Annotated in this window: 17 protein-coding genes; 11 read left to right on the top strand and 6 right to left on the bottom strand. The window is 57.5% G+C overall.

Going from position 1 to position 22,567, the window contains the following annotated elements:
- Window positions 1–44 precede the first annotated feature (44 nt).
- Window positions 45–1,202: a hypothetical protein gene (locus P0119_20890; GenBank protein MDF0668513.1), complete on the bottom strand. Its 1,158-nt coding sequence runs from the start codon at window positions 1,200–1,202 to the stop codon at window positions 45–47.
- Window positions 1,203–1,995: 793 nt separating this feature from the next.
- On the opposite strand from P0119_20890, the gene P0119_20885 reads away from it, so the two are divergent.
- From P0119_20885 to P0119_20840, 10 genes are all read left to right on the top strand, one after another.
- Window positions 1,996–2,433 (top strand): hypothetical protein, encoded by a 438-nt coding sequence (locus tag P0119_20885; protein MDF0668512.1) that lies wholly within the window; start codon window positions 1,996–1,998, stop codon window positions 2,431–2,433.
- Window positions 2,434–2,794: 361 nt separating this feature from the next.
- The gene (locus P0119_20880) at window positions 2,795–3,973 is read left to right on the top strand and encodes a thiolase family protein (GenBank protein MDF0668511.1); all 1,179 of its coding nucleotides are present in this window, start codon (window positions 2,795–2,797) and stop codon (window positions 3,971–3,973) included.
- Window positions 3,974–4,044: 71 nt separating this feature from the next.
- A complete protein-coding gene (fabG, locus tag P0119_20875; GenBank protein ID MDF0668510.1) occupies window positions 4,045–4,797 on the top strand; it encodes a 3-oxoacyl-[acyl-carrier-protein] reductase in 753 nt (250 codons plus the stop codon).
- A gap of 18 nt (window positions 4,798–4,815) precedes the next feature.
- Window positions 4,816–5,373, top strand: a complete 558-nt coding sequence (locus P0119_20870; GenBank protein ID MDF0668509.1) for a hypothetical protein — start codon at window positions 4,816–4,818, stop codon at window positions 5,371–5,373.
- Between the two features lie 70 nt (window positions 5,374–5,443).
- A complete protein-coding gene (gene phaE / locus P0119_20865; GenBank protein ID MDF0668508.1) occupies window positions 5,444–6,484 on the top strand; it encodes a class III poly(R)-hydroxyalkanoic acid synthase subunit PhaE in 1,041 nt (346 codons plus the stop codon).
- 47 nt (window positions 6,485–6,531) lie between these two features.
- Window positions 6,532–7,626 (top strand): class III poly(R)-hydroxyalkanoic acid synthase subunit PhaC, encoded by a 1,095-nt coding sequence (gene phaC, locus P0119_20860; protein MDF0668507.1) that lies wholly within the window; start codon window positions 6,532–6,534, stop codon window positions 7,624–7,626.
- Window positions 7,602–8,516: a hypothetical protein gene (locus P0119_20855; GenBank protein ID MDF0668506.1), complete on the top strand. Its 915-nt coding sequence runs from the start codon at window positions 7,602–7,604 to the stop codon at window positions 8,514–8,516. The genes phaC and P0119_20855 overlap by 25 nt, the downstream gene beginning before the upstream one ends.
- A 52-nt stretch (window positions 8,517–8,568) precedes the next feature.
- Window positions 8,569–9,501 (top strand): hypothetical protein, encoded by a 933-nt coding sequence (locus P0119_20850; GenBank protein MDF0668505.1) that lies wholly within the window; start codon window positions 8,569–8,571, stop codon window positions 9,499–9,501.
- Window positions 9,502–9,798: 297 nt separating this feature from the next.
- Window positions 9,799–10,821 (top strand): patatin-like phospholipase family protein, encoded by a 1,023-nt coding sequence (locus P0119_20845; GenBank protein MDF0668504.1) that lies wholly within the window; start codon window positions 9,799–9,801, stop codon window positions 10,819–10,821.
- Between the two features lie 116 nt (window positions 10,822–10,937).
- Complete coding sequence (locus tag P0119_20840; GenBank protein MDF0668503.1) at window positions 10,938–11,909, top strand: biotin-dependent carboxyltransferase family protein; 972 nt, start codon at window positions 10,938–10,940, stop codon at window positions 11,907–11,909.
- A gap of 56 nt (window positions 11,910–11,965) precedes the next feature.
- Here the strand turns inward: P0119_20840 and P0119_20835 are convergent, their stop codons facing one another.
- The 5 genes from P0119_20835 to istA all read right to left on the bottom strand — a co-directional run bounded on the left by P0119_20835 (window position 11,966) and on the right by istA (window position 21,231).
- Window positions 11,966–14,701: an ATP-binding protein gene (locus P0119_20835; protein MDF0668502.1), complete on the bottom strand. Its 2,736-nt coding sequence runs from the start codon at window positions 14,699–14,701 to the stop codon at window positions 11,966–11,968.
- A complete protein-coding gene (locus P0119_20830; GenBank protein ID MDF0668501.1) occupies window positions 14,694–16,331 on the bottom strand; it encodes a lipoxygenase family protein in 1,638 nt (545 codons plus the stop codon). The genes P0119_20835 and P0119_20830 overlap by 8 nt, the downstream gene beginning before the upstream one ends.
- A 67-nt stretch (window positions 16,332–16,398) precedes the next feature.
- Window positions 16,399–18,240, bottom strand: coding sequence for a peroxidase family protein (locus tag P0119_20825; GenBank protein MDF0668500.1), 1,842 nt, complete (start codon window positions 18,238–18,240; stop codon window positions 16,399–16,401).
- 943 nt (window positions 18,241–19,183) lie between these two features.
- Window positions 19,184–19,966, bottom strand: coding sequence for an IS21-like element helper ATPase IstB (gene istB / locus P0119_20820; protein MDF0668499.1), 783 nt, complete (start codon window positions 19,964–19,966; stop codon window positions 19,184–19,186).
- Window positions 19,963–21,231, bottom strand: coding sequence for an IS21 family transposase (istA, locus tag P0119_20815; GenBank protein MDF0668498.1), 1,269 nt, complete (start codon window positions 21,229–21,231; stop codon window positions 19,963–19,965). Before istA ends, istB begins: the two co-directional genes overlap by 4 nt.
- Before the next feature lie 635 nt (window positions 21,232–21,866).
- Here istA and P0119_20810 point away from each other — a divergent pair.
- Window positions 21,867–22,478 carry a DedA family protein gene (locus P0119_20810; GenBank protein MDF0668497.1) on the top strand — a complete coding sequence of 204 codons (612 nt, stop codon included), beginning with the start codon at window positions 21,867–21,869 and terminating at the stop codon, window positions 22,476–22,478.
- Window positions 22,479–22,567 lie beyond the last annotated feature (89 nt).

Raw genomic sequence — 22,567 nt, 5'->3', positions numbered from 1 at the left:
GACGGCCCCTCCCGACGTAATTCTTACTTTTTCCTAGCGGCCTGTTAGAAGTGGAGCGAGAGCCCTCCGACTACATGATTAATCATGTAGTCGGCCTTCACTCCTGCTGCTCCTCCGAGAGAGCCATCGGGGGTGTAATCGAAGGCCGCAAAATTGTATTTATATTCACCAAACAGTGCGATGCGCTCGGTAATGAAATAGCGCAGACCAGCCAAGGCATTGAAGCCCGGCACAGCGTTGTCGGAGGCGCCGCTGCCGCTGTTCGACAGATGGGCAAAGAAGACCCCAAGCCCTACCCCGCCATAGGGTTGCAACCGGCAAAACTCCCGCTCATAGTGAGTTTCATAGCGAATGTCATGGGTCGCCTTCACAGCTCGTTCCATCACAGCTCGCTCCACGTGGATCACCTCTCCCGTTTTCGCATCTACCCGATCCACGTACAGCTCTCCCGTCTTCGGATCTCGCCGCTCCATGTATTCCATGTATATGTCTCCGGTGCTCGGATCTCGCCGTTCTCTGTACGGCTCTCCCGTCGTCGGATGCTTCCGCTCCACGTAGGTGCCTTCACCCGTCCGCGTCCCCGCTCGCTCCGTTCGCGTCTCTGTTCGCTCTGTTTTCGTTTCACAGCCGAATTTGAGCCGGCCGACCACATTGAAGGCCAAGGTCGTGACTCGCTGGTGGATCCCTGGCAACTGACCGTCCTGCTCCACATGGGGAGTCGTGTTGTACGCCTCCATCTCCAGGCCCAACCAATCCATTCGATCGCCGAAGAAATGCCCGACCTTTCCACCGTAGACGACCGAACTAGCAAGATCGCGATCATTGCCCCGAACTCCGGACAGGATTCCCGTACCTTCCACGTCACTTAGCCCACCGCCGAAGGTATAGCCACCGAACCCTGCCACATACGTTTCGCTCGGGCGCACCAGTTTCCGTTCAATTCTCGTTTCCGGTTCGACCCCTTTCGTTGGTTCGGCTTTTTTCAGCTGCTCGGCCCCCTTGGCCCGTTCAGCTTCCGTCGGCGTCGTGGTAGGTGGCTGCTGACTGGGGACCGGCTCTGTGGGGACCGGTTCTGCCGGAACAGGCTGTTCGGACGTCGGTTGCGAATAGGCAACCGGCAATCCCATGAGCATCAGGCTCCATGACAAGAGCAGCATCGTTCCATAGGAAACCAGTTTTCTTGATCGCGATCCGTTGTGCATTGCGAACCTCCTCCTGATCTATGAATGTCGTTGGGCAATGTGTGATCGGGTGATGCTGAGATGGAGCGTCCAAGCCTTCATGATGTGGGTCTCTTTTCCTGTAGGACCATGATGCCGTAATGCCATCCTCTCCTGGTCAATTGCTCGGAGGCGACTGACGTTGATTTCCTTCACTGCGACATGAGCTGGGCCGACCGACTTGCTGCGGTAGGAGCAAGTGGCCCTGGTCTAATGGTCCGCGAGTATAGGGAAGAATCTCTCTTAAAGCTAGCATTAAGTACTGTCAGTATTAAATTCTGGCAGGGCTGAACGGGCCCCCTCTCCTATTATGTAGCCCCCGTCCCGGCCCAAACCTGATACGGGGTACTTGATCTGCGATAGTCTTTTGTAGTAAGTTCTGATGCGTCGCGTCAGGACTGTGGTCTCATCCGAGTCAGACTCTCACACCTGCCCAGCGAATCAGCCTCGAAATATTTTTCTGGACTCGTAGGCAAGAGATGTGTTAGGAGTGCAAATTATTCGCGCTTGTCGCTCGCGACGGCTTGCGCGAGAAGCGTCGGCTCCAATTGATTGCTGGTAGTTGATAGAGGGGGTGGTTATGGCAGCAAAACACACAAAGAGAGGCGACAAAGAAATCGGCAAAGAAATCGGGAAGAGCCACGGAACCGAATCGGCCCCTCGGCTCGAGCCGCCGGTTCCCGTAGCGACAGTCGCTACAAAAGAAGCAGTGCACACGAGCCGACAGGAACAAAAGGAACCATCACCTACACAACAAGAATTGAGGAGGTCAGACATGGCTACTGAAGGGACAAACGGAGAAAGAGTGACGGAAGGGTACAGAGAAATGGCAAAGAACTGGAAGGACGGATATCTTCAAGGCTTGAACCTGTGCCTGCAATGGCAGGAAGACAACGAGCGCTTGATTAGGGATTCGTTCAAACAGGGCTTGTCAGGGTCGCGTCAAGTCCTGACTTGGTGGAAAGATTGGGTGGAAGATCAAGCGCAGAAGCAAGAGGAGGCCCAGAGACAGTCGAGCGTGGCAAGTCCGATTCCAGGCTTGACAAAGCAGTCGACCGGCGTCGTTCTGGCTGCGATCGAGCCAATCTTCAAACATTCGGAGACGATTGCCGAGAACTCATTCGGATATTACGAGCGCTCGGTGGCGGCCCCGTCGAGGACATACGTTCGCGAGATCAACAAGCAAGTGTTGAACGTGATGATTCCTTCGTAAATCCGAAACTTGCATAGAACAGTGGTGTTATGGCTAAGGGGCGACCGGACGTGCCCCTTAGCCTATGACGTGATGCCATCTATGTCAGTGTGCTGTTGGTTCGTCGGTATCGAGGACCTCGGAAACTTTTCCTCAGCATTTCGGCGTCTTTCCTAACTATTCGGTTTATCGATTCAGAGGTCATCCGGCAACCGACACTTCTGAGTGAGGGGGACGTCTAACTGCTCGCGGACGGACAGGATCTAGACAGCAGGATCGGATGAGTCTAGTATTGGCTCGCTCACTCTAAATCCTACGTCGCAGCAATCTAGGAACACTTCTTTATGGATCAGCGCTCGAATCTCAAACAAGGAGGTGGGTTGTGCGACAAGTAATCATAGCTGGGGCAGTACGCACGCCGATCGGGAATCTCAACGGGTCGCTGAGCACCGTGAGCGCCACCGAGTTGGGAGGTCGTGTCATCGGGGAAGCGTTGCGGCGGGCCCATGTCCAGCCCGAAGCGGTGGATGAAGTCATTATGGGAAATGTGCTTTCAGCAGGCCTTGGCCAGGCTCCTGCCAGGCAAGCAGCAAAGGGAGCGGGGCTCGCTGATACCGTCTGTGCCACGACGGTGAATAAAGTCTGTGGATCAGGGTTGAAAGCCGTCATGCTGGGTTGCCAGTCGATTCAATCAGGAGACGCCGATGTCATTGTGGCAGGCGGCATGGAAAGTATGAGCCGGGCTCCCTATATCCTGGAGCGGGCCAGGTCCGGATACCAAGTGGGGCATGGAGAACTCACCGACAGCATGATCAAGGATGGACTCTGGGATCCGTACGGGAACCTCTCCATGGGCGCCTGCGGTGAGTTGTGCGCTGAAAAGTATCAACTCTCGCGCGAAGAACAGGACAATTTCGCGGTGCAGAGCTATGGTAGAGCGCTGAAGGCCAGGCAGGAAGGCTGGTTCCGCGGCGAAATCATGGAGATTGAGGTGCCGGGGAAACCGAAGCCCATCGTTGTCGGCGATGATGAACGGCTTGCACGATTCGACGAGGCCAAATTGCGCAAGCTCAAGCCAGCCTTTAAGCAGGGCGGAACCATCACGGCAGGGAATGCCTCCGGCATGAACGATGGCGCGGCCGCCATGGTGCTCCTCTCCGAGGAACGAGCCGAGTCGATGGGTGTGGTCCCACTGGCAAGAATCCTCGGGTACACTCAAAAGGCGATCGCTCCAGAGTGGTTCACCATCGCGCCGATCCAGGCCATTTCGGCCTTGTTGAGCAAGCTGCGAGTCGATGCGGCTCAGATCGATCTCTATGAGGTGAATGAGGCGTTCGCGGTCGTGCCGATGGCCGCCATGAAGGAACTGAGGATCGATCCGGCCCGATTGAACGTCCATGGCGGGGCGGTCGCACTCGGCCATCCCCTCGGCGCGACCGGTGCTCGAATGTTGACCACGTTGCTGTACGCACTGAAGCGGATGGGTCTGAAGCGAGGGATCGCAAGCCCTTGCATCGGCGGCGGAGAGGCGGTCGCCGTGGCGGTCGAACTCTTGAGCTGAACCGACTTCACCATGGTCGGTGCGACCGGCTGTGCGAACGATAACCATACTGGACACAAAGAGGCAGACACATGGGAGATGCATTGAAGGGTCGAGTGGCGCTGGTGACTGGAGCAGTGGGAGGGATCGGCCAGGTGATCGCGTCCCAGATGGCGAAGGAAGGGGCTGCCCTCGCCCTCCACTACCTTGTCGAACCGGACAACGTGGCGGCAGATTTTCTCAAGGGGTTTACCCAAGAAGGCTATCGAGCAAAGCTCTACAAAGCGGATCTCGCTAAATATGCGGAAGTCACGGCTCTGGTCGAAACGATCATCAAAGACTTCGGCCAGATCGATATTCTTGTCAATAATGCCGGGATCACCAAGGATCGAACCCTCAAGAACATGAGTCCCGACGAGTGGGAGCAGGTGATTGCGGTCGATCTTTCCTCGGTCTTTTACTGCTCCAAGGCGGTGATCAATCAGATGCTCGCCCGTGGGTACGGCCGCATCATCAGCATCAGTTCAGTGGTCGGAGAAAAGGGGAATGTGGGACAGACGAATTATGCGGCGGCCAAGGCCGGGATTATCGGCTTCACCAAATCCCTCGCGCTGGAAACAGCCAAGAAGGGGATCACCGTGAACGCCGTTGCACCGGGGTTCGTGAAGACCGCCATGACGGACAAAATCCCAAAGGAGATCATTGAGAAGATCGTCGAGACGATCCCCGTGGGGCGGATGGCTGAACCATGGGAAGTTGCCCGAGCGGTTGCGTTTCTGGCGGATGAAAAATCTTCCTACGTGACCGGTCAGGTCTTAAGTGTCAACGGGGGCCTGTACATGTGAGAAGCCATGCTCTCATGCATGAACAGACCGCTACAGAAGGCAATCACAACAAAGACGGAAAACGGAGGAGCGATGGAAACGATGGAATGGACCAAACAATCAGAAGAGATGTTCAAGACCTGGACCGACACCCAGACGAAGATGTGGAACGACTGGTTGAAGGCGATCCAAGGATTCGGGAAGTCTCCCTCCAGTCAAGTGTGGGATAAGACGCTTGACGCCTGGGATGAATCGATCAAGAAGATTCTGGACGCTCAGAGCGATTGGAGCAAGCGCTGGACGGAGAGTTTCACCGCAAGCCAGGGCACTCCGAAGGAAATGGTGGAATGGGCCAAGCAAGGTCAGGAAATGAGCAGTCGATGGACGGAGACTCAGAGGCAACTCTGGACCAATTGGTTCCAGGTCGTGAGAAAGCTGGACCCCACCGCGACAACGGGGATGAGTTGGGCGGGAGAGGGTCAGAAATTCTTGCAGGGATGGCAGGACGCTATTCAGAAAGCAATGGATGGCCAGGCAGAGTGGGTTCGCCAGTGGTCCGCAGGCATTCAGAAGCCCAAGGGAAAAACCGGAGGCTGAACCGGGCGCGATAACGGGTCTAATCTTTGAGGGAGACAATACTGTGTATTCGACTGAGCAGGCCGAAACGATGGCCAAAGCATTGACCGAAGCTCAAAAGCAAATGTGGGAAAGCTGGATGGGTCTGATGCGGGCGGCACCAACGCCAACGCCGGTGTCGCCTGCCCTGGCCGACCAGTGGCGGGACACTGCGACCGAGGCGTTCAAAGGTTGGACGACCGAAGCTGAGCAAATCGCGAAGGACGTAGGGCACCGACTGATCAACTCTCAAGATTGTGTCCTGCGTTTTCTCGAACTTTCGCTCAACTCATGGAATGCCATCGCTCCCAAGGTTGAAGCCGGCGAGGACTGGAACAGCGTCCTGGCCAAATATACCGAGCGGTTGCGTGAGCAGTTCTTGCTGTCTCCCCAGGCAGCGCAAAAGGCGACCCAAGACACGAATGAGCTCTGGGGCCTCTATCTGGAGCAATGGCAAAAACTCGTCCAGCCCTGGGCGTCGTCCCTACAGCAGGCCCCATGGCGTGTCGGCCAAGCTTCCACCGGGGATGGGTCGGCCCTCGTGGAGCTGATGCATCTCTATGGGAACGCGTACGAGCGCACCTTCGGCCGTCTGATCGAGAGCCCGAGTCTCGGACATACGCGCGAACTGAATGAAGACCTCATTAAAGGATTCTCGGCCTGGGTGGAGTACCGCCAGGCGAGTTTTGCATACCAAGTCCAAGTGGGTGAAACCTGGACGCATGCCTTCGAAGAGTTTATGCGGAACCTGATCGCCCGGACCGAAAAAGGCGAGACCGTTGAGAGCCTGAAGCAACTCCTGTTTCAATGGATCGACATCATTGATCAGGTATTTGCAAAGGCCTTCCGATCCGACCAGTACATTCAGTTGCAGGGGCACTTACTCAACACGGCGATGACCTATCGACTCCGTGAGCGCGAAATCGTCGAAGTCTTTCTAAAAACCAGTCATGTGCCGTACCGAAGCGAGATGGACGAAGCCCACCGCAGAATCTATCATCTCCGCAGAGAAGTGAAGGAACTGAAAAAAGAGCTGCGCGCCATCAAGGCGCAACTTTCCACCCAGGCTAAGAGTCAACCGGTCCAAGGCTAACCATCCTGCATCGAGGGATGGCGTCGAGCCGGCAAGGAGATTACGAGATGTCGCTTCCGTTCTATCTGAGTCCTGAGCAGACCATGGGTGAACTCATCGACCTGAACCGCAAGGTCGTCACGGGAATCGAGCGCCTAAGCCATGTCCGGGAAAAGGACATCAAGGCCGGGATCAGTCCAAAGGAGGAAGTGTATCGAGAGGACAATGTGGTCTTGTATCACTACATTCCCATGGTGGAGAAGCCGTTCCCCATTCCTGTCCTCATCGTGTATGCCTTGGTCAATCGGCCCTATATGGTCGATCTGCAGGAAGACAGATCCTTGGTCCGCAATCTCCTGAAGCTTGGCATGGACGTCTACCTGATCGATTGGGGCTATCCTGGCCGGGGAGACCGATGGCTGACCCTGGACGACCATATCAATGGGTATATCAACGACTGTGTGGATGTGGTGCGTGAATGGCATGGTTTGGAGCAGATCAATCTTCTGGGAGTCTGTCAGGGAGGCACCTTCAGTCTCTGCTACACCTCGCTCTATCCCGAAAAGGTCAAGAACCTGATCACGATGGTCACCCCGGTGGACTTTCACGTCCAAGAGGGCGTGCCCAATCTCTGGGCCGGATGTAGTACGACAGCCCACACCATGGACGTGGATGCCTTGGTCGATGCCTTCGGCAACATCCCAGGCGAGTTCATGAATCTCGGGTTCCTCATGCTGAAACCCTTTCAGTTGGGCCTGGGGAAATACCTTGAAATGATCGACATCATGGACAACGACGAAAAGTTGCTCAATTTCCTCCGCATGGAGGGATGGATCTTTGACAGTCCGGACCAAGCGGGTGAGACCTATCGACAGTTCATGAAGGACTTCTACCAGGGCAACAAGTTGATCAGCGGCAATGTAAAGATCGGATCAAAAACGGTCAACCTCTCTCAGATCCGGGCGCCGTTGTTGAATGTGTATGCCGAGCAGGATCACCTCGTTCCGCCTGCCTCCTCCATCGCGCTCGAGCGTTATGTAGGAACCAAGGATTATACTCTGCGGTCGTTCCCGGTCGGGCACATCGGCATGTATGTCAGCGGCAAGGTGCAGAAAGACCTCCCTCCCACCATCGAAAAATGGCTAAAAGAACGAGCCGCTTGACCGGCAGCGACGGCGCCCGCTCGTCCCTGCCGCGTGGCGCGCCGGCACGACGCTTCTCGGCAAGTGCGGCACCTCGGGGAAAAGACGCGCCGGCGGTGAAAGCATATTCCGTATGGGCGGCTCTGGCCGCGGGGATTGTGTGGATCGGCTCAATGGCCTTGTTGGGCGGATGCGGGCACGGCTACGAATGGCAAGCGCAGACGCGCTCCTTGCCGTTGTCCTCCCCGATGAGTCCCCTGGTTCTCCACCAAGAACCGATCGCCGTCCTCGAGACATTGACATCGTTTCCCGAGAGGGGCATGCGACAAGGCTTCAGCTCCGCACTCGATCGAGCGCTCTCCGAATCCGTCCCCCAACCGGTCACGGTGATGCCCAGTCATCATGTGTTGAGCCAGCTCAACGCGGCGGGCCTGGCGGCCGATTATGAAGAACTCGTCGTCGCGTACGAGCGAAGCGGCGTGTTGGATCGGGCGCGACTGCAGCGCATCGGGACCGCATGTCGCGTGAACTATGTCTTTCAGCCCGTCTATTCGACATTCAGCCAGGAGACCGAGAATCGATTCAGTCTGTTTGGCTGGCGTCTGGTCCAAACCCGCATCACGAACCTGCGACTCGGCCTGGAGCTTTGGGATGTACGGACCGGTAGGGTGGTCTGGGCTTCTTCCGGAGAAGTCACGATCGCCAGCGACGTCATGGGACAGGCGCGCATCCCGCTTGATGGCACCGCGGAAATCCTGTGGTCGGCCATGCTTCAGGACTTTGAGGAGGGGAGAATCGACTCCACCTATACCCACATTGGGAAGGCGATTAAGTCCCTGAATCCTTTCTCGGGCAAATGGAAGCCGACCCAGTCCGATACCGTGCCTCCGCGTGATGACGCAGCGAGATAACCCCGTCCCGGTGGCCGAGGCTGTCTCTACGGCCTCAATGGACGACATCGGCATGCCTCGACGTCGACAAACCCCTCTGGTCAAGCGCTGCATGATTGCTCTGTATGTCGTGGTGTTCGCACTGTCGGCGGCGACGGTTGAGGCTTCGCACAAGGTGGCGCACTGCAAGCCGCTGCCCGCCGACAATGAGTTCGCTTCCGACTTTTCCCTCATCAAGGACCAGGAGTGGGGAATACGCCTCGGAGGATGGGGCGGCATTCGGAAAGGCCATCCCCTGCGTCGACCTCCTGTGATTTTCGTCCATGGCAACACCAGAGATGCCTGGGACTGGGATGAGGAAGGACGCAGCGTCAAGCAACGCTTCTTGGAATCCGGCTACACCATGCAGGAGCTCTGGGCGATCTCATATAACGGGAAGTCCACCAAGCTCAATCCTCCCCCGCTGCAGTGTCGAACGGACAACGGAAGCAATGTCTCCGACCTGACGGTCTTTGTGAACGCCGTATTGGCCTACACGGGCGCAACGAAAGTCGACCTTGTGGCGCATTCCCTGGGCGTGACGCTCGTACGAAGCGCAATGAGAGCGAACCCCGAGCTGTCGCAGGCGGTGCGCAAGTTCGTGGGGATTGCCGGTCCCAATCATGGCACCACCGTCTGCCGTCGGCTCTGGTTGATGTGGTTCATTGGCTGGAATAATTTCATCGGCTGTGACGAGCTGGTTCCTGGTTCCGACTGGCTGGCGAGGCTGAACGATGGTCGCGGCAGGGGTGAAACTCCGAGCCCCGCACGTTCCATGACGATCTATGATGGAACCGGAGCGGACATCTTTTATCGCTCATGGCTCTTCGGATGGCCCGTCGGGGATGCGGACAGCCCAGCTCTAGATGGGGCTGAAAACAAACGGCTGCCTGGGTTGACGCATGACGAACTGAGGACTGATCCAGAGGCCGTTGCCCTCTTCCTTCGATTTGTGTCCGGCCCTTAGGCCTGTCCAGTCTCTGTGCGGCTGCCACCCGACCCGGTATCTGGAGACATTCCAGGTCCTACCCAGGCGGCCGGGACTCGCTCCAACAGATCGTCATGCAAGTAGATCCGGCATGAGACTGCTACCAGCGCGAGTCCCGCTCAAGCAATGGGTTCAGGCCGGCCGCTGCGTACGTTTGTAATACTGGGTCTCGCTGTGCTAAGAATGCGCAAGCAACGCCGCGGGTACGTGCCCGTTATGGTTTCTGCCAATCGATCCCATCACAAGAAAGCTTCAATAGCCAGCAGGAGGTCATCGATGCCGACACGCAAAGTCAATTTGGCGCTTCAAGGGGGTGGCTCACATGGCGCCTTTACGTGGGGCGTGCTCGATCGCTTGCTTGAAGAAGAAGATCTTGAGATTACGGGAATCAGCGGGACCAGCGCCGGCGCAATCAACACCGTCGCCCTTGCCGACGGTCTGTCTCGGGACGGCAAGAAAGGCGGCAAAGCCGCGTTGACTGCGATGTGGGAGGCGGTCGGCCGCATGCCCGGGCTTGCCGCATTATGCAATCCGTTCGGCATAGGGGACCGGTTCAGTTTCGATTCCTCACCGGTCTATCTGTTTTTTGATTTGATGACTCGGATGTGGTCACCGTACAAACTCAACCCGTTCAACTATCATCCGGTTCGTGACTTGCTCGCCGAGACGATCGATTTTGAGCGGCTCCGGCGCAGCGATACCGCTCGCGTGTTCCTGTGCGCGACCAATGTCCGAACAGGAAGGCGAAAAGTCTTCAGTAATGATGAACTGTCCGTGGATGCAGTCTTGGCCTCCGCATGCCTGCCGCACCTTTTCCAGGCGGTTGAAATCGATGGTCAGTCCTACTGGGACGGCGGCTATTCCGGGAACCCGGCGATCGCTCCGCTCTTTCACGAGACTCCGGTCGATGATCTGATCATCATCGGCATTAATCCGTTGATTCGACCCGAGCTGCCTTGGAAGGCCAGCGAGATCATCGACAGGACCACTGAGATCAGCTTCAGCACCGCATTATTTTTGGAACTGGAAGCCGTGAAATATGTCCTCGCGTTGCCAGGCAGGGATCAGGATGGTCATCCCTTGAAGGGCCGGAATCCCCGACTGCACGAGATTCATGCCGAAGAGCTGCGCGAGTTCGGCGCATCGAGCAAACTCAACAATGAATTGCGCTTCCTGCGGCACCTCCATGCCATCGGACGGCGGATCGCGTCGGAATGGATCGATAAGCATCTGGATGCCGTAGGGAAGGAGTCGACTTTGGCAGCCACCCTGACTGCACCGTCCTTGTACGACCGCTGATTTCGCGTTGATCGTAGGGCGGTCGCAGTGTATTGGCTTCGGTTCCTCTCGCCATGTCAAGTTTGGCGCGAGGTCGAATCGATCGACGTACACATCGCTCGGGCAGGTTGCACATAATGGAACCTGTCGGCATCCGAGTCGTGACGAGCGGCTGGTTCACCACGGTCCAAGACCTGGGACGGTACGGCTACCAACAATACGGCGTCACCGTTGCGGGAGCGATGGATTGCTTCGCCGCAACAGTTGCCAATCGCCTCGTGGGAAATTCCGACGTCGCCGCAGTCCTCGAACTCACCCTGAAAGGACCTGAACTCCAGTTTGAGCGAGACGCGATCATCGCCATCACCGGCGCGGATCTCTCGCCGTCTATCGACGGCATGGGCACAGCGCTTTGGGAATGCATGGAAATCCGGCGTGGCAGCCGATTGAGCTTCGGCAGGCCGCGCGCCGGGTCTCGTACGTACCTCGCCATCGCCGGCGGCATCGATGTCCCACTGGTTCTCGGAAGCCGTTCTACCCACTGTTCGAGCGAAACAGGTGGACTTCAGGGAAGACCGTTGAAACAGGGAGACATGCTCCGCACTGGACGACGCAGCCGATCCGTGGGCAGTCTAATCGGGAAACGGTTGCCTTCGCAGTTGCTTCCTCGTTACAGCCGATCGGCGACCCTGCGTATCGTCCCTGGTCCGCAACGAGAGTTCTTCTCGCTCGGGTCGTTCGCGACCCTGACTGACTCCTCCTACCAAGTCGCTCCACAATCCGACCGCATGGGATATCGTTTGATCGGACCGAGGATGACCTTCACGCGATCAGCGCATTTCATTACCGACTGTACCGTGACGGGAGCCTTGCAGATCCCACCGGACGGGCAGCCCATTCTCCTGATGGCCGACCGACAGCCGACCGGCGGATACCCCAAAATCGCCGTCGTCATCTCGGCCGACCTCCCTCTGGCCGCTCAACTGGCGCCTGGTCACGCCATCTCTTTCGTTCAATGCACCATGGCTGAGGCCCAGGCAGCGTTGCGGCATCGCCGCTTGCTGCTCGATACGGCCCTTCCGCCACAACAGCGTTCACTGCTGTCTTAATAAGGTTTGGCTTCGGTCGGTATCCAAGATTGGCTTCTGAACGACGAGGACAAATTCTATAGAGAAGGGTTTGCGAACCAACTCCGGACGGCATGATGGAGTTCCGATAGGTTGAACGGCTTCAACACATAGGCCTGAGCGCCTAGGCTGATGGCACGCACGGCGAGGTCCTTCGATTGCGCCGCCGTGATCACGACGATGGGAGTTTGTTGGTTCCACCGTCGCACCTGACGGAGGACCTCGAGTCCATCCAACTGTGGAAGGCCGATGTCCAATAGGACTCCGGCAAACCGGCGTTCCTGCATGGCCTGGAGGGCCTGCACCCCGTCGATCGCCGGTTCGGTTTCGTAGCCCTCGGCGGCCAAGCGATCGGCCAAGAGTTGTCGAATGTCCGGGTCGTCATCCACGATCAGCAATCGCTTCGAGACCGGTTGGTCATGCGCTGCTGCCAACGGGGCGGCTGGGATGAGGGGGAGCGTCACGGAAAATTCGGAACCCTGCCCCGGTTCGCTGCATACAGTGATCCGGCCGCTATGGAGTTCGACGAGCGTCTTCACGATAGAGAGGCCTAAACCGAGCCCTTGCCCTTCGGTGCGTTGCGGTCGTTTTTGGACTGTCCGGTAGAACGGATCGAAGATCTTTGCCAATGCCTCCTCGGGAATCCCAGGCCCCGTATCGCGGACGCGAATCGTGGCGAAGGCCCTATCGGAGGCGAACACCGACACGTCGATACGTCCCTCCGTCGGCGTGAATTTGATGGCGTTGTGCACCAAGTTGGTGAGGATTTGGATCAACCGATCCCGGTCGACCCAGACAATGAGTACTGAAGGTGGATAATGACTCGTCAGCAGCTGCTGTTTTTCCTTCGCCAAGGGTCGAAGCTGTTCGATGACCTCCGCCACGCAACGTTCCAAATCCACCTCCGCCGGGCAGAGGGCAAGCTGGCCCGTTTCAATGCGGGTTCGGTCAAGGAGGTCGGTGATCATCCTGATCAGTCGCTCGAGATTGTCGGAGATGCGCCCCAGGTACCGTTGCTGTTTGCTGTTCAACGGACCGGTCAGCCCATCGAGGAGGTTCTCCACGTAGCCCTTCACCGACGTGAGCGGCGTTCGTAACTCATGCGAGACATGCGACAAGAAGCTCGACCTGATCTGGTCCGCACGTTCCAACTCTGCCGTCCGTTCCTGGACTTTGGCTTCCAACCCGGTATTCAGCTCCTCAATCTGTGCGTACGCCGAGGCGTTGTCCAGAGCGATGGCCACCTGGCTGGAGACCGTCTCCATTAATTCCAGGTCATCGTCCGTCAAGCTGTTCGGCGCAGTACGGTCAACCGTGAGCGTGCCGAGCAGACGGTCCTTCGCTTTCAGCGGCACCCAGATCACCGAATTCGTGCCGGTCCATGCAGCCAATTGCTGATTCATCGGATGCAGACGCGCCCAAACGGTCTTGATGTCGCGAATCAGCACCGGCTTGCCGGCGCTCAGCGCCGACGCCGGAAATTCGTCGGGATCGGACACCGGCAGCTCCCGCCGACGGACGAACTCTGCGATGTCATCGGAGACTCCGACGACCCTGCCGCTGTGAAGAACCCGACGTACCGGGTCGTAAAAGCTGATCATGGCTCGATCGTAGTGGAGATCCTGGATGAGGGTCTCCAGGACGGTCTGCACTAGTGGTTCGCGGTCGAGCGTCGATCCGAACGAGAGGCCTGCGCGGTGGAGCGCGGTAAGCTGACTCACTTTGCGACGGAGTTCGACACGGGTCTGTTCCTGATCGAGGTACGCGTCCTTGAGTTCTGTGTACCGTTCTTCGACAAACTGCGTTTGCTCGTTGATTAACGACTCGCGTTTGCGATTCGCGGCCCGTTGACGGGATTCGGACAACATTCCCGCCGCCAAGGTGGGCACCGTCGCCAACAACAACGCCTCGATTCCGGACACCATGGGATAGAAATAATGGAGGTACAGCCACGCCGCGACTCCCGGCACGAAAGTCCAAGCAGACCAAAATGTTTGTCGCGGCTCGTGCTGCCAGCGTACCTCCCATTCACACCAGGGTGCCCCGTCGACGATACAAGTCCGATCCGTCACTCTTGCGGGCGGTCCTCCGTGAATGAGCGACGGAGCCGCCACTATTCGTCCCTTGGTCGAAGCACAGACCTGATGGGCACAGGCTTTGAGATACGGTCCAAACTGCTTCAGCGTATGCTCGGTAAAACGAAGCCGATAGATCATCGAGCAATTTGTGACGTCGGCGATCTCGCACTCGACGGTCCCCTGCGTGTACCGTTGGGTCCAGTACAACGCAAGCTTGGAGAACTGGGCAAGGGTAAACGGGCGCCCCAGAACTCGAAACACCGGGGAAATGACGGTGGTCAGGCCGGTATTGTAATGAAACTGCGGATCACCCGAGAGCTGCTTGCAGAATTCCCGCAGATAGCTCAAGAATTCATAGGAATAGCTGTTCCATTCTTTTCGCAAAAATGCGGGCGTCACATGGTAGGAAGGATCCGGAATACGTCCATTGAGCAGCCGGCATAACTGTTCGACAGTCTGGACAGCCGCCGCTCCGCTGGATTTTTCCACACAATGTTCGAGATGTTGGATCGCAGACACGACGAGGGTTCCGCTCACGTCGGAAATTTTCTGCCCCTGCTCATCCTTCCCAAACGGCCGAAATTTCATCAGCGGACGATCGAGGATCGTGTGCTCCAGAGTCAACAACTCCTTCTGCTCCTCGCTGTCCGACACAAGGGCGTCGGCAGCAAGCGGGCTTGCCGATACATCAGGCATTAATGCTGACCTCAAGTTGGACAGGGTAGATCTTCCATGAAGCCCACGGCTCCTGCTCCATCGCATGCTCTACGGCTCGGAGCCGATCCGTAAAGACTCGAAAGACTCGCTCCGCTTCTTCCATTCGCTCGCCCTCCAGCGCCAGATTCGTCAAATCGCTCAACAAGGGGGTGCGCACAATATTGAGAATATAGTTGGTGTTGACCAATCGTTGGTAGACGTCTTCAGGTACACGGCGATTGTCGCGATAGACACGCACCGGATGTGTGTGTGCCCATAATTGATAGTTCCAACAGTGCGTGCCGACCTGCTCATGGTGCACGCATTCCATATACATCAGTTTGGCGACCACGTTGGCGAGCGAGGCACATCCCAGCTTGACCGGGGGGAGCCCGAGACCGTTTGGAAGCAATCGGTCCAACTCGCCGACCCAGTCTTGTATCTGTTCATCGTACCGTATCGCCTCGTCGGTGTAGTAGAGCCGGAAGTACCGGTACGCATGGGCCTGCATGATTCGAAACAGGCGCTTGCAATTGTCGAGTGTCGGGGTAGGAACTCTTCCCCCCATGTCGCGATGATGCCGGTCTTCCCTGGGATCGAAGCTACCCAACCGGAAGGTTGCGGTCGACTTGCTGATCAAATGACAGAGGCCTTTGTAGGTCAAGCTGTAGACTGCTTCAAAATCGCCGCCCGGCACCAGTTGACCTAACGTCGCCAGCCGGTTGCTGGCCTGTGTCCCGACCAGGTGCGGCCAGAGGAGTCGGTAAAGCGGATGAGAGTCGCTCAGTTTTGTGCGGGTCGCAAACGCGAAGAGCTCCCCGCCGACCAAATGGGTCCAGGTCCAGTGCCGTACGAGGGCGGTATGGGTCGTGGCGGCACAGACAGCAATGCGCGATGCAAGCGGCCACTCAGGATCGTCCGGGACAATCGTTCCAAGTTGACATTCAATCCGACAGGGTTTGAGCGAGGCGTCTTGCTCATGGAATTGGAACAGCACGTGAGCCCAGGGTTCGTAGAGGTCTGGATATGACTCGTACGATGAGAGCTCACGCAAATCCCACTCGTACTGTGCACGAGAACCTTTCACCTTCTTCAAGTAACCGGCATAAGGCCCCCGCAAGGCCAGCATACCGAGATCCGGGAACTGTTCCAGCTCGGGCGGCAAGGTGGGCGGCTTCAGCGTTCTCTTCGGATCAAGGGTCAACGCTGCCGACGTGTGTATCACCGTCCGGCGGTGTCCTTTGGTATAGGCTTGATCCAGGGCGACATAGGGATCAGCCGGAATCTCGGGGCGGCCCGGCTGCATAGGACCACATGTGGTGGTATAGAGCCATGCTAAAACGCGCAGGACCAGTTCTTCTGGAAAGAATTTCGGATACAGCCTGGTCAACAATCGCCGTAGCATTCCCCGCTTGGCGCGGCCCTCGTCTTGTAGTGGATGATCGGCGATCCAAATATCGCTGATCGGGATGCTCGGATACACCTGTACCAAAGGGATCAATTGAAGACGAGCAGGCGTTCGATGAGGATGATCGACCACCATCGGGATATTGCGTCTATATTTTCTCTTCGCCACGAAGTTCCAGAATCCCTTCCGAATGGTCCATTGTAATGTGGTCATCAACGACATAAGCCAGCCTCCTTCACGAGAAGGAGCCAATGGGTTTGCGCCGCTTCCAGCGGTCGAGGCTCCTCAATCAGGTCGGTTTGTGTCCAGCCGGTTCGTGAATGTTATGCCAAGGGAAAAACGCATTGCCCAATCCCTGTAGGGCCGGAGCGAGCGTCGGATAGTGGCGAAGCAGGACGCTCGTCAGGTCGTTCATCTGCACCCAATCGATTCCCATGGGGGTATACACCTCCGGGCGAAAATCAGCCGTGAAGAACCGATCGCTCTTCAGCCTCCGCGGCGCCATGAGCGTAAAGATACGAAATGCAGTGTCGCTGATCGCAAAGCCCTCAGGCGGCTCTTCAGCGAGCAACCCGACCAGGGTGTCGATGCGCTCAACATCATTGTCATACACATCCCGGAGTGTTTTCGCCCATTCACGGTTTAACTCTTCGAAGCTCCGGACAGGGCGCATGCGCAACATGCGTCTGAAGTTGTTGTACCGAGGCACCGCCCGTTCACGATCCCGGAAGACGTCGATCGCGGCCACATCCAGGATCTCCTCCTTGCCGTCCTGAAGCAGCTTGATCCGCTTGAAATCTTGAAGGAAGCGAGGAAAGTTGCCCAGCGTGAGTTTCCCGGGATGTGCCAGACCGAACGAGAACCACAGGTTCTCGACGCCCAGCTGATCCATCAGGGGGCGCGTGTTGTTGCCTTCGACTTCTCTGAAGCTCTTGTAGTGACAAGCTGTCGGGTCTGTGAGCGAGTTGAACCGATAGTCGTCGGGAATCAATGGATGCAGCCGATAGACGGCGACAAACTCCTCGGTCAGGGAATAGGGAACGCCATGATGATCCGTGGGAGACCCTGGAAGTCCTCCCAACACGTCGTTGTCGCTCAATCGCCCGAATCGCTTGCGAATCTGTTCTCCGAACGCGCCCCACCAATTGATCCGCATCGCGCGATCGGCCGTTGGGTGCTGCAGCAATGCGGGCGTCCATTCCACGGTGTGGATTTTGGCCATGAGGGCGCTGTTGATCAGGCGGGCTTTTTGGAAGAGTTGTTCATCGGTCCATAACGGATAGCTGACGTGCAGGGCTTCGCAGATCGCGTTGTGCTCCAGCGCAAAAAGCGTGTGAAACATGCTGAGGCCAATCCAATAATTGTCGTTGAAGCCCGTGAGATCAATACCTGGCTGGTCCGCGTCGATGGTTGCCATCGATGGGAGGCGTCCGTCGATGAGCATGAGCTTGCCATACTGCTCCTCACCGCGGACCAGCTGTTGGCGGGTGACATCGCTTCCGTACAGTTGGGATCCGTCCCACCAGTGCGTTCCGGTGTTTAAGAAGACCGGCATGGAGGCGGGACAGCCCCGCGAGCGTGGCGCTTCGTTGGTTTTGCGGACCATCATCGGGTCCTCATGCCATTCGTCGCCTGGTCCTAAGCGAATCGGCGTATCCGGGTAATCGCTTCGTTTATGATTGAACCAGTCATGCACCTGAAACTGAATCCAGGCGGCAAGGAGCAGATTCACCGAGGTGGCCGGAATGAACTGTGTGCGTGTCAAGAGCACACGGCTGACGGTCTTGGGACTGGGGTTCTCGCCACCGGGGTCTTGCGAGACTGGGATCGCATTCAACGGACAGTTGCGGCCGAACGGCGTTCCTGCCTGTCCCATCGAAGGGTATTGCAGGTCATTATGCGATCCCTCCGCCCGTCGTGCCGAAAGATCGGTCGCATGAAATGGACATCGCTTGCCCGTGTTTTCTGCAAACGGGGTCGTGTCGTATAAATTCCATCGCCGAAGGTCGTGCTGAAGGGCGATCAGGTTGAGAAGCCCCAGCAGTTTCGGCAATCGGTGCCACGGGACCATACGGTTCAATGCCCTATAACACCACGCCATCACGCGCAATGCCCTACCCGAGCGTCTCATGGTGTCCTCCCGGCTGCTCCTAGGTTGTTCCTTCTTCAGACCCTTTCGCTTATGCAAGACATGGACGCATGCAACGTATCGGACAGGCTCTGTGGAGCGATGTCTGGGAAAACGGTCAAACACAAGGAATGACTTGTGGTTGCACTCGTAGTGATCGCCGAGACAGATGTGAAGGAGGATCAGTCTGATTTCCGACTAGGACTTTTACCGGTATCTGTTCCGATACAGGACTATCCGAAAAGGATACACCCAGGATACAGGTCAATAATCAAGAGGGTATTTACCCTAGAATGTCTATGGTGGAATGGGCATCCAGGTGGAAACAACTTTCGGGGTATATTGAACTGTAAGGCCTTGTATGATGAAGGCTGCTTATGCCATGATGCGGCCCTAACAAGGAGGTGCGTATGGACCATATAAAAATCATGATTTACGGGTTTATCGGCATCGGAGTCGTTGTTGCAATCACGGCTTTGCTCACCAACTTACTTGGTATCACCAGGCAGTGAGCCTGCCGAGGGGAGCATTCCTCGCTGGAGCGCCAGTCTGCTCACAGACATGAAAGAGAACAGCCTTTCATTGGGGGTCTGTACCTTGTCGTAGCTCCACAATAAACTGGCACATTTCAACAAAATTAAGTTTCGCCTGTGCGTACAAACGCTAGAGGCTCGCATCCGCGAAACGGTGAGATGTGCCGGTGTTGTGGGTCTGCCCTCTGAGGTGGAACCGATCGAGGCGGCGAGGCTGGAGTACTCTGACTACCTTTAGCAGTGGCCCTCGAACCGGATTCGTCCAACCCTCTCTTCGGCCAGCAGGCTGGCTTTGCGAGCTTGGCTGGTCCTCGCTCGCTGCTTCGCATAAGGGATCGGCTTGCGCCAGGTGAGCATTTGTCAAGGGTCATCCAAATTGCCCCAGTTATGGTCATCGAAAATTCCCCACCCCGTTAGGTTGTCGTTGACGCTTCTTCGACCCGCACAAGTCCGGCTTTGAGTTTCTCCTTCAGCCGGTAGGAATGGCCCCGGATGTTGATGGTGATCGCGTGGTGGAGCACCCGATCCAGGATCGCAGTCGCCAGCACCCGGTCGCCAAACACCTCGCCCCAAGCCCCGAAACTCTGGTTACTGGTCAAAATCATCGGCCCCTTCTCATAGCGGCGTGAGATGAGCTGAAAGAACAAGTTGGCCCCGGTGCGGTCAATGGGCAGATAGCCGATCTCATCAATGATCAGCAACCGGGGAATGGTATAGAGCTTCAGCTTGTCCTCCAGCCGATTCTCCGTGAGCGCCCGAGTCAGCGTAGCGATCATGGCGGCGGCTGTCGTGAACAACACCCGATAGCCCTGGGCAATGGCTTGCAGCCCTAGCCCGATGGCCAGGTGGCTTTTGCCCACACCGGGCGGCCCCAAGATCACGACATTCTCGCCGTGCTCGATGAAGTGGCAGGTCGCCACCTGCTGAATCTGCTTCTTATCCAACGAAGGCTGGTAGCTGAAGTCGAAGACCTCCAGACTCTTGACGAATGGAAATCGCGCCAAACTCGTCCGCATCGCAATGTTCTTCGCGGTCTTGGACGCGACTTCTTCGCCGAGCACCTGGTCGAGGAAGTCGGCATAGGGCAGCTCCTTGACGGCCGCTTCTTGTAAGAGGGCCTCCAGCCGCTCCCGACTCTTCAAGAGCCGTAGGCGCGTGAGTTGGTCACGGAGCCGTTCCAGTTGCGCCGCGTTCATGGCCGCCCCTCCTGCGACGCCGTGCGCTCACACACCGCCTCGTACCAGGCCAGATCCCGCACTTCGACCTCCGGCAAGGCATCGGGGCGAGGGGACCGATCGCTCACCGTGGACCGACGGTGGCGGGCGAGACGCGCACTGGCTCCAGGGCCGTGCTCGGGCTGGATTCGGAATTGGTGCTGGCCCGGGAGCACCGGGTGCGTCGCGATCTCTTGGTCACGGTGAAAGATGTGGACCGTGTCCCCCCGTCGTTGCACTTCAACCCGCTGACCAATGAGCCGGAAGGGCACGGAGTAGCGGTTCGTCGCCAGGCTGACCAAATAGTCCTCGGCCACGATCCGTGAGACGCGCGCCTCCTGCTGGAAGGCGCGCTGGTCCGCCAGCGGGACCAGGTGGTTGCGTTCTCGCGCAAACCGGACGAGTGGCTCCTCATGCGTCGTGCCATGGATGCGGCGGTCGGCAATTGTCGCGGTCCATTCGTCAAGTTGGGTTTGAAAGTCCACCAGATCGACAAACGTTCGTCCCGGCAGAAAGTTCCGTTTCAGATATTTCACGCCGGATTCGACCTTACCCTTGGTCTGGGCCCGATAGGGCCGACACACGCGCGGCTCAAAGCCCCAATAGTCGGCGAAGGCTTTGAAGGTGGGATTCCAGAGCCGCCGCCCCGTCTCATCCGCATAACAGACGGTTCGCGGTCGGTCATACAGATGCTCTCGCGTGTGGCCACCGAAATGCGCAAAAGCCCGTTCATGGGCCTCGAGAAACTGCGCCAGCCGCTCATCGGCACAGGCGTAATAGAACCCACGTCGGCTGAACCCCAACGTCAACACGAACACGTGCACCACCGTCGGGCCGGCGCGGAAGGGCACGGTGGCTTGGCCCCAATCAATCTGACTCTGCTGGCCCGGCGGTGTCTCAAAGCGGAGGAGGGCCCGCTCCGCCTGCAGCTGACCCTCACGCAGCGGCGCCACCCCTCGCTTCACCGTCTCATAACTGCCGATGTACTCGTGGCTCGCTCGCAGTTCCTGATAGAGAATCCGCGCCGAATAATTAACCTGCGACGCACGGGTCCGCACAAAGTCGGCATGGGCGGTCAGCAGCGTCTCCGTCATCGCCGCTCGGCGATAGGGTTGCCACGTCGTCTGCTGCAGACTGCGCCGCACGGTCTTCCGATCCAGGTCCAACCGCCGCGCAATCCCTGAAATGGATCCCCGCTCTTCATGACGCAACCGTCGAATCTCCGCCCACCGCTCTTGATCCACCATACATACCTCCCGAGTGTGGTCTACCTGGGACGGTATGATCGTTGTCTCCTTGCTATCGTCAAGTTCCATCACATCCCTCCTTCGGTGAGAGGGTGGGGAGAATTCATTGACCACATCTGGGGATTATTGCATGACCGCTGACAAGCATTACCAGGTTGGCCTGAATCCTCTGCTTATCGGCCCCGTGCGTGACCGTCGGATGCATGGCCGTGCAGCTCAAATAGCCGGCGTGAGGTAGCCTCGAACCTCACGTTTTTCACAGCGTCTACCAAGCCCCTGCTCTATCAAAATCGACTTCTGCTATTGAGGCCGTCATCGCGCAGCAAGCAGTGCGGGGCGGAGACCTCCGGTTGCACGTAACGCATCGCCCGCTCATACCTTCGTCCCCTTCCGCTTAACCTAAGCGATCACGAAGGAGGATGATCTTGGATCGTCGTAAGGACAGACCAAACATCCACCGGTTCCTACAGCCATTGGTCCGGTCTGACTATCGTCGGTCTTGTCACCATCGACATTCGTGAACAACAACCGCCCTCGCAGTCGGTATACAATGGTCTCATGCCGACACCGGCTGGGAACCTGGCGAAGCCATCCCAGCCGGTGTGGATCGATTAACAGACAGTGAGCGGAACATCATGGAGACAATGCTAGCTTGGGTTCACAACTATGAATACCCTGCCATTGTCCTCCTCCTCATGCTAGGGATTGTCGGCCTCCCAATCCCCGATGAAACGCTGCTGCTCTTTGTCGGCTATTTGAGTTTTAAAGGTGAATTGTCGACAGCGCTCTCACTGTCAGCCGCTGTGGTGGGCAGCGCCTGTGGGATCACGATCAGTTACGGCCTGGGTCATCTCTTGGGGGCACGCGTCCCCACGACAGTAGGGCCATGGCTCCATATCGACCACACCAGCTTTCGTACTGCGCAGCAGTGGGTCAGCCAATGGGGAAAGTATGGACTCCTTGTTGCCTACTTTGTACCGGGTCTGCGGCATCTGGGCGCACTGATGTTAGGTGCATCCGGACTTCGATATCCCACCTTTGCGATTTTTGCCTACAGCGGCGCGATCCTTTGGTCCGCCACGTTTATCACGGCGGGCTATCTGCTTGGTGAGGAATGGGTGACCTCTTCCACAACCCTTCACCAGATGTTCAGATGGATCGGCATGGGAGCCCTGATGATCGTGGTGGGGCTAATCATGGTGATGAGGCTTCGGCGTTCGTCGGGTAGGTCAGAGAAATTCGACTGAGCCACAATGTCTCGCCGTGGAAGCGGCAATCGAATTCCGCCACGCCGGCATCGGTACTGAGCAATGTTTCGTGAACCCTGACAGCGTGG

The sequence above is a fragment of the Nitrospira sp. genome, from assembly GCA_029194665.1.
Taxonomy (GTDB): Bacteria; Nitrospirota; Nitrospiria; order Nitrospirales; family Nitrospiraceae; genus Nitrospira_D.
This window is presented reverse-complemented; position numbering and strand designations above follow the sequence as displayed.

Coding starts and splice junctions, on each gene's coding strand:
- P0119_20840 (MDF0668503.1), top strand. CDS start 10,938: ATGGAACCTGTCGGCATCCGAGTCGTGACGAGCGGCTGGTTCACCACG.
- P0119_20810 (MDF0668497.1), top strand. CDS start 21,867: ATGGAGACAATGCTAGCTTGGGTTCACAACTATGAATACCCTGCCATT.
- P0119_20830 (MDF0668501.1), bottom strand. CDS start 16,331: ATGTCGTTGATGACCACATTACAATGGACCATTCGGAAGGGATTCTGG.
- P0119_20835 (MDF0668502.1), bottom strand. CDS start 14,701: ATGCCTGATGTATCGGCAAGCCCGCTTGCTGCCGACGCCCTTGTGTCG.
- P0119_20855 (MDF0668506.1), top strand. CDS start 7,602: ATGGCTAAAAGAACGAGCCGCTTGACCGGCAGCGACGGCGCCCGCTCG.
- istA (MDF0668498.1), bottom strand. CDS start 21,231: ATGGTGGATCAAGAGCGGTGGGCGGAGATTCGACGGTTGCGTCATGAA.
- P0119_20845 (MDF0668504.1), top strand. CDS start 9,799: ATGCCGACACGCAAAGTCAATTTGGCGCTTCAAGGGGGTGGCTCACAT.
- P0119_20885 (MDF0668512.1), top strand. CDS start 1,996: ATGGCTACTGAAGGGACAAACGGAGAAAGAGTGACGGAAGGGTACAGA.
- fabG (MDF0668510.1), top strand. CDS start 4,045: ATGGGAGATGCATTGAAGGGTCGAGTGGCGCTGGTGACTGGAGCAGTG.
- P0119_20850 (MDF0668505.1), top strand. CDS start 8,569: ATGCCTCGACGTCGACAAACCCCTCTGGTCAAGCGCTGCATGATTGCT.
- istB (MDF0668499.1), bottom strand. CDS start 19,966: ATGAACGCGGCGCAACTGGAACGGCTCCGTGACCAACTCACGCGCCTA.
- P0119_20890 (MDF0668513.1), bottom strand. CDS start 1,202: ATGCACAACGGATCGCGATCAAGAAAACTGGTTTCCTATGGAACGATG.
- phaC (MDF0668507.1), top strand. CDS start 6,532: ATGTCGCTTCCGTTCTATCTGAGTCCTGAGCAGACCATGGGTGAACTC.
- P0119_20870 (MDF0668509.1), top strand. CDS start 4,816: ATGAACAGACCGCTACAGAAGGCAATCACAACAAAGACGGAAAACGGA.
- phaE (MDF0668508.1), top strand. CDS start 5,444: ATGGCCAAAGCATTGACCGAAGCTCAAAAGCAAATGTGGGAAAGCTGG.
- P0119_20825 (MDF0668500.1), bottom strand. CDS start 18,240: ATGAGACGCTCGGGTAGGGCATTGCGCGTGATGGCGTGGTGTTATAGG.